The following is a 6,188-nucleotide window of genomic DNA, read 5'->3' on the forward strand; positions in this document are numbered from 1 at the left end:
GTGCTGCGCATTCTGTCGATTGCCCTGCTGCTTGCGATCTGGTGGACAGCCGCGCTGTTCGTCGGCGGTGCAAAACTGCCCTCCCCGCCCGTCGTGCTCCACGTCATCATCGCGGAAGCGGCGTCCGGCGCGCTGTTCCTGCATCTCGGTGCCACGCTTGCGCGCGTTGCGCTCGCCTTCGCGCTCGCGATGTCGGCCGGCAGTGCCATCGGCTATCTGATGGGACGGGTGACGCTCGCGGACCGCCTCGGCGATCCCTGGCTGATCCTGCTGCTCAACCTGCCGGCGCTGGTGGTGATCGTGCTGGCCTATATCTGGGCGGGGCTCACAGAGGCCGCGGCCATCGCAGCGATTGCCATCAACAAGCTGCCGACCGCGGTGGTCACCTTGCGCGAAGGCACGCGCGCACTCGACCGTTCGCTCGACGAGATGGCGAGCGTCTTTGCGATGCCGCGCTGGCGCGCCTTCCGCCATGTCGTACTGCCGCAGCTTGCCCCCTATATCGCGGCCTCCGCCCGCTCCGGCCTGTCGCTGGTCTGGAAGATCGTGCTGGTCGCCGAGCTGTTGGGACGGCCGAACGGCGTCGGCTTCGAGATCGGAGTCGCCTTCCAGCTGTTCGACACGCCGCGCCTGCTCGCCTATTCCCTGACCTTCGCCGCGGTCGTGCTCGTGATCGAGACGGCGCTGGTGCAGCCGTTCGAGGCCCGCGCAACGCGGTGGCGGCCCCGTGCGGCTTGAGGTCGACATCACAGGCAAGACCTATCGGAGCGCTGCGGGTGGACCGCACCAGGTGTTGGCGCCGATTAAGTTCGCGATTCAGTCCGGCGAGGTCGGCGTGCTCGTCGGCCCCTCAGGCTGCGGCAAGAGCACGATGCTGCGCATCATCCTCGGGCTCGACCGCGACTTCGACGGCCATGTCGCGCGCCCGCCGGAGGCGCGGATCGGCATGGTGTTCCAGGAGCCGCGGCTATTGCCGTGGCGCTCGGTCGAGCAGAATGTGCGGCTGGCAGCGCCCGACGTCACCGATGGCAAGCTGTCGGAGCTGTTCAGGATCCTCGAGCTGGAAGCGCATCGCAGTCACTTTCCAGGCGAATTGTCGCTGGGCCTTGCCCGCCGCGTCGCGCTCGCCCGTGCCTTCGCGGTCGAGCCCGATCTGCTGGTGCTCGACGAACCGCTCGCCTCGCTCGACGACGCCCTCGCCGGACGCCTGCGCGACGAGATCGCGACGCTGGTGGCGAGCCGTCCCGTGATGACGCTGCTCGTCACCCACAGCCTCGAAGATGCCATCCGTCTCGGCGACCGCCTGTTCTTCCTCTCGCCCCGCCCCGCACGCATCGTGCAGGAGATGCCGATCGCGATTCCGCGCGCGAAACGTAACGAAGTTGAGCTCGCCAGGATCAGGACGGAGATCAGGGCGGAGCTTGCGGCGTTGGAGCTTGAAACGAAATGAGAACTCGTGATCAACTACGTTCAACGAGATTGTCGTGGGAGGTCACCGTGCGCCGCCAGCTGATTGCGACAGGCATGCTGTTGATTGCGATGACGGGCGCCACGCTCGCGCAGACCAAGGGCAAGGGCATGCGGCTCTGGAATCTCACCAGCGAGACGATCTCCGGCTTCCAGCTTTCGCCATCAGGCAAGACCGACTGGGGCCCCAACCAGTGCCTGAACGACAAGGACAAGGAGGTCGACCACGACGAACGGCTGCGCATCACCGGCATCGAGCCCGGCCGCTACGACGCCAAGGTGAGCTATGCCAATTCGCGGCAATGCATCGTGCGCGACATCGAGATCAAAGCCGACGCAGTGTTCTCGATCTCCGACAAGGATTTGAAGGATTGCACCAAGTAACGTTCGCGCGTCACGCCTTGTAATGCGTATGCGGAAATTCGCAGCGCCAGCGCACCGCCTGCCATTTCGGGTGATCACCGATCCATTGCGCGATATAGGGCGGCGCGGCCATGGAGCATTGCGCCGGCGAGCCGCCAAAATTGAACACCAGATGCTGCTCCTCGCAGGTCGCAGGCGAGAGCACCACACACACAGTCACCACCAGGTCGATCGGATTCATGCCGGGATCCTCGCGCGGGTGCGATTGAGACTAGCACAAAGGGCTACGTTTCCCGCAGCTGGAAGTTTCAATCCGGCGTGAGGACAAGCGGGGAACCTCTCCTGCTAGAAGTTGATCCCGAACACGATCCGCGCCTGGTGGCGCTCGAAATTGACGAGATCGAGATTGGCCCCGGATCCCGCCGGACGGCCCCAGGCCTGCGTGCTCCAGCTCAGGGTCAGCCGCGATTGCTCGGAGAGCTGGACATAGGCCGTCGGTCCGACGAACAGGGCCTGGCCTGCGAACTCGCCAAGGCCAATGCCTTCGTATTGGCGGAAGTAGCGCAGCTCTCCTCCGAGCAGGACATCCGGCCGCACACGCACCATGCCGGCGAATGCGGCGCCGATGGTCGAGCTCCTCTCCGACAGGCCTGACACCTCGAAGCGCGCCCATTCCGGTTGGTAGATCAGATTGAGCGCGCCGATCACGAAGTTCGGAATCAGCTCGCGATCGAAGGCGAGCGTGAAATTGGTGCCGTACATCCGCCCCTTCGCGCCGCTGAACTCGTCGATGCGATCGCCATGGGTCTCGGCGGCGATGGTCATCCCGAAGGGGGCGTGCTCACGGCCGAGCAGGCGATAACGCAAATCGAGCGAGAGGCCCTGGAAATTGAACTGGCGGCGGTCATCGATGTCAGGGACGCCGGTGATGTCATGCAGCGCCACGGTGCCGCCGACCTCGACGCGAAAATTCGGCAGCGGCACGATCTCGAGCTCGACCTCGTGCTCGAGGGCGCGATAGGTGCCAGCGCCCTTGCCGAAGCGTCCCGTCGTCTGGGTCTGGAATTCGCGCTCGCCCTGATTGCCGACATCGCTGCCGATCATGAAGCCGAAGATGTGCTCGGTATCAAAGCCCTCTTCGGCGCTCACAGCTGCTGGCGCAAACGCGACGATGCACGCAACTGCAGTCCGGAATGTGGAAGCCCCCAAGCGCATGCAGAACACTACCACGGCTTCGAGGGCATCTGCCATCGAAGCCGCGGCAGGTTTGTCGGTCTTACTTGCGCGCTGCGCAGGCGTACATGTTGATTTCCATGCCGATCGGCACTTCCACGATCTTCGGAGCTTTCCAGGCCATTCGAGGTCTCCCCAGGTATTGAGCCAAGTATTGAGCGCGACATCGCGCCGGGCAAAACCTAGGGCTGCCTCAGGCACAGCGCAAGTCTGGAATCGGACCGCGAACACGGCGAAGTATCGAATAACACGCGTAAATTTCGCTCTCGGACAAACCGCCTTCGCTCCCAGTCAAGCGCTGACGACCTCAGCGCAGCAATCGCAGCAAGGCGCGACCCGCCGGCGAATTCAGCTCCTTGGCGTCGAGCGTGCCGTCCTTGTCGGGATTTGCTGCGTTGAAGCGCTGCTCCACGACGGCGAGATATTCATCGAGCGTCAGCGTGCCGTCGTGATCGGGGTCGGCAGCGGCGAGTTCTTTCGCCGTTAGCCGTCCGCGCAGTTCGCGCGCATCGAGCGTCCCGTCATGGTCCGGATCAAGCTTGGCAAACAGCGCGGTTGCAGCTTTCTTCACCTCGGCTAGATCGAGCGTGCCGTCATTGTCGGTGTCGAACATCTTGACAGCGCTAGCGGATGCCGACCAGGCCGGACCCGACACCACGGCAAACGTGAACGCAAGCGCAACTGAGCGACGCGATATCATTTTGACCTCCCTCGCCATGCCCCGACTCGCCGGGGATCGCGACAGCATAAGTCCGCAAGCCGGCCCCGGTTCAAGTCGGGAATTGCAACCCGTACACTGCACAACCGGTGGACCGGTCCGGGCGCCCGCTCATTGCAGGCCCTTGCATCATGCCGCGGAATTTTTTCAGCGTCTACGCGCAAGTCGGAGTCATCAGTCAGGTTTCCGTCAGGTGACCGATCTCCTGAGTCCAACATATCGGCAGCGCAGTTTCGACTTTCGTATTGACGTGTTTTGCTTTCGGGCGGAGTGTTGCAATCGCAGCGTCAAAAGACGCGCATATTGGGAGGAACGGATGAAACGCCTTGCGATGGCCGCGAGCCTCGTCATATCCGCATGCTCGGTTGCGAGCGCACAGACGACCGATCAACTGGTCAAGGGTGCAACCGATACGTCGAACGTTCTCAATTACGGGATGGGCTACAATCTTCAGCGCTTCTCGACGCTGAACCAGATCAACAAGGACACCGTCAAGAATCTCGTCCCGGTCTGGAATTACTCCCTCAACGACGATCGCAGCGAGGAATCGCAGCCGCTGGTCTACCAGGGCGTGATCTACGTCACCTCGCACAACGCGACCATGGCTGTCGAGGCCAAGACCGGCAAGCAGATCTGGAAATCCAAGATCGAATATCCGGCCGAGACACCGCGCATCGTCTGCTGCGGCATCATCAATCGCGGCGCGGCGCTGTTCGACGGCAAGCTGTTCCGCACCACGCTCGATGCCAACGTCATCGCGCTCGACATCAAGGACGGCAAGGAGCTGTGGCGGCAGAAAGCCGCCGACATCAAGGAAGGCTACTCGATGACGGTGGCTCCGCTGGTTGCGGACGGTGTCGTCATCACCGGCATCTCCGGCGCCGAATTCGGCACCCGCGGCTTCATCGACGGCTGGGATCCGGCGACGGGCAAGCACCTCTGGCGCACCCACTCGATCCCCTCGCCGGACGAGCCCGGCGGCGACACCTGGAAGGGCGACACCTGGAAGCTCGGCGGCGGCTCGACCTGGATCACGGGGTCCTATGATCCCGAGCTGAACACGGTCTATTGGGGCATCGGCAACCCCGGCCCGTTCAATGCGGCCGTGCGCCCCGGCGACAATCTCTACACCTGCTCCGTGCTGGCGATGGATCCCAAGACCGGCAAGATCAAGTGGCACTACCAGTTCTCGCCGAACAATCCGTTCGACTATGACTCGGTGGCCGAGATGGTCCTCGCCGACATGAATGTCGAGGGCAAGCCGACCAAGGTGCTGATGGATGCCAACCGCAACGGCTTCTTCTACGTGCTCGATCGCACCAACGGAAAGCTGCTGGCCGCCAATCCATATGTGAAGGTGAATTGGGCGACCGGCGTCGACATGAAGACAGGCCGCCCGATCGAGACCGACGTCGTCAAGGATGCCCGTGACGGCAAGAAGGTCACGGTCTATCCGTCGATCCTCGGCGGCAAGAACTGGGAACCGATGTCGTTCAACCCGCAGACGGGCCTTGCCTACGCCAACACGCTCGCCTTCGGCGGCAGGTACAAATCGGAGCCGGTCACCTTCAAACAGGGTGAATGGTATCTCGGCATGGACCTGACCGATCCCTGGGAATGGGGTGACGGCGCGCGCGGCCATCTGAAGGCGATCGATCCGATGACCGGCAAGGCGAAGTGGGAGGCGGCCAGCGACATCCCGCGCTTCTCCGGCGTGCTGTCGACCGCGGGGGGCGTCGTCTTCACCGGCGCGCTGACCGGCGAGTTCGAGGCCTTCGACGCCGACAGCGGCAAGAAACTCTGGCAGTTCCAGACCGGCTCCGGCATCGAGGGACAGCCGGTGACCTGGCAGCAGGACGGCGTACAATACGTCGCCGTCACGAGCGGCTATGGCGGCGTCTACTCGCTGTTCTCCGGCGACGAGCGGCTGGCCAAGGTGCCGCCCGGCGGTTCGCTCTGGGTCTTTGCGGTGAAGCAGTAACGGCAAGCCCCGTTGAAGGACACAGCTCACAGGACGGTGGCGAGGATCGCCACCGTCGCGGTGCTGACGGTCGCGCTTGCGGCGACCGTCCGTGCCGCGGATGATTCGAACGGCAATCCGCTGCAGGCGCAGATCGACCACGGCAAGTCGACCTATGCCGAAAAATGCTCGCACTGCCACGGCCCCAACCTGATGAACTCCGGCACCATCACGCCGGACCTGCGCGCCTTCCCTGACGACAGGACGCGCTTCGTCACCACCGTGAAGAACGGCAAGAACAACAAGATGCCGCCCTGGGGCGATATCTTGAGCGACGATGACATCGGCAATCTCTGGGCCTTCATTTCGAGCCGGAGGAAGCCATGAGACACCGGCTAGCGGCGCTCGCGCTCCTGACGATCCTCGCGGCTGCGGCGACGGCAGCCT

At 63.6% G+C, this 6,188-nt stretch carries 9 protein-coding genes; 5 read left to right on the plus strand and 4 right to left on the minus strand.

From position 1 onward, the window contains the following. Genes AOQ71_RS21920 through AOQ71_RS21930 form a run of 3 tightly spaced genes read left to right on the plus strand, consistent with a single transcriptional unit; the run spans nt 1 to nt 1,851 of the window. Entirely contained in the window at nt 1-738 is a 738-nt protein-coding gene (locus AOQ71_RS21920; RefSeq protein ID WP_057750853.1) for an ABC transporter permease, read from the plus strand. Then, entirely contained in the window at nt 728-1,450 is a 723-nt protein-coding gene (locus AOQ71_RS21925; protein WP_057750856.1) for an ABC transporter ATP-binding protein, read from the plus strand. The genes AOQ71_RS21920 and AOQ71_RS21925 overlap by 11 nt, the downstream gene beginning before the upstream one ends. 47 nt (nt 1,451-1,497) lie before the next feature. After that, the gene (locus AOQ71_RS21930) at nt 1,498-1,851 is read left to right on the plus strand and encodes a hypothetical protein (protein WP_057750859.1); all 354 of its coding nucleotides are present in this window, start codon (nt 1,498-1,500) and stop codon (nt 1,849-1,851) included. A 10-nt stretch (nt 1,852-1,861) separates the two neighbouring features. Here AOQ71_RS21930 and AOQ71_RS21935 read toward each other — a convergent pair whose 3' ends face one another. The 4 genes from AOQ71_RS21935 to lanM all read right to left on the minus strand — a co-directional run bounded on the left by AOQ71_RS21935 (nt 1,862) and on the right by lanM (nt 3,763). After that, the gene (locus tag AOQ71_RS21935; RefSeq protein WP_057750862.1) at nt 1,862-2,071 is read right to left on the minus strand and encodes a hypothetical protein; all 210 of its coding nucleotides are present in this window, start codon (nt 2,069-2,071) and stop codon (nt 1,862-1,864) included. A gap of 104 nt (nt 2,072-2,175) precedes the next feature. Then, nucleotides 2,176-3,081: a DUF6662 family protein gene (locus AOQ71_RS21940; protein ID WP_057750865.1), complete on the minus strand. Its 906-nt coding sequence runs from the start codon at nt 3,079-3,081 to the stop codon at nt 2,176-2,178. Between the two features lie 25 nt (nt 3,082-3,106). Further along, nucleotides 3,107-3,187 carry a pyrroloquinoline quinone precursor peptide PqqA gene (pqqA, locus tag AOQ71_RS21945; protein ID WP_057750869.1) on the minus strand — a complete coding sequence of 27 codons (81 nt, stop codon included), beginning with the start codon at nt 3,185-3,187 and terminating at the stop codon, nt 3,107-3,109. Nucleotides 3,188-3,370: 183 nt separating this feature from the next. Then, nucleotides 3,371-3,763, minus strand: a complete 393-nt coding sequence (gene lanM / locus AOQ71_RS21950; protein ID WP_057751392.1) for a lanmodulin LanM — start codon at nt 3,761-3,763, stop codon at nt 3,371-3,373. A 334-nt stretch (nt 3,764-4,097) separates the two neighbouring features. On the opposite strand from lanM, the gene AOQ71_RS21955 reads away from it, so the two are divergent. Beyond that, nucleotides 4,098-5,762 carry a methanol/ethanol family PQQ-dependent dehydrogenase gene (locus AOQ71_RS21955; protein WP_057750872.1) on the plus strand — a complete coding sequence of 555 codons (1,665 nt, stop codon included), beginning with the start codon at nt 4,098-4,100 and terminating at the stop codon, nt 5,760-5,762. 36 nt (nt 5,763-5,798) lie between these two features. Beyond that, nucleotides 5,799-6,128 carry a c-type cytochrome gene (locus tag AOQ71_RS21960; RefSeq protein WP_245317065.1) on the plus strand — a complete coding sequence of 110 codons (330 nt, stop codon included), beginning with the start codon at nt 5,799-5,801 and terminating at the stop codon, nt 6,126-6,128. The last annotated feature ends 60 nt before the right edge of the window (nt 6,129-6,188 follow it).

It is taken from the genome of Bradyrhizobium manausense, from assembly GCF_001440035.1.
Classification (GTDB): domain Bacteria; phylum Pseudomonadota; class Alphaproteobacteria; order Rhizobiales; family Xanthobacteraceae; genus Bradyrhizobium; species Bradyrhizobium manausense.

Excerpts from the sequence above, each read along its gene's own strand:
- lanM (WP_057751392.1), bottom strand. The coding sequence starts at position 3,763 with ATGATATCGCGTCGCTCAGTTGCGCTTGCGTTCACGTTTGCCGTGGTG.
- AOQ71_RS21955 (WP_057750872.1), top strand. The coding sequence starts at position 4,098 with ATGAAACGCCTTGCGATGGCCGCGAGCCTCGTCATATCCGCATGCTCG.
- pqqA (WP_057750869.1), bottom strand. The coding sequence starts at position 3,187 with ATGGCCTGGAAAGCTCCGAAGATCGTGGAAGTGCCGATCGGCATGGAA.
- AOQ71_RS21935 (WP_057750862.1), bottom strand. The coding sequence starts at position 2,071 with ATGAATCCGATCGACCTGGTGGTGACTGTGTGTGTGGTGCTCTCGCCT.
- AOQ71_RS21940 (WP_057750865.1), bottom strand. The coding sequence starts at position 3,081 with ATGGCAGATGCCCTCGAAGCCGTGGTAGTGTTCTGCATGCGCTTGGGG.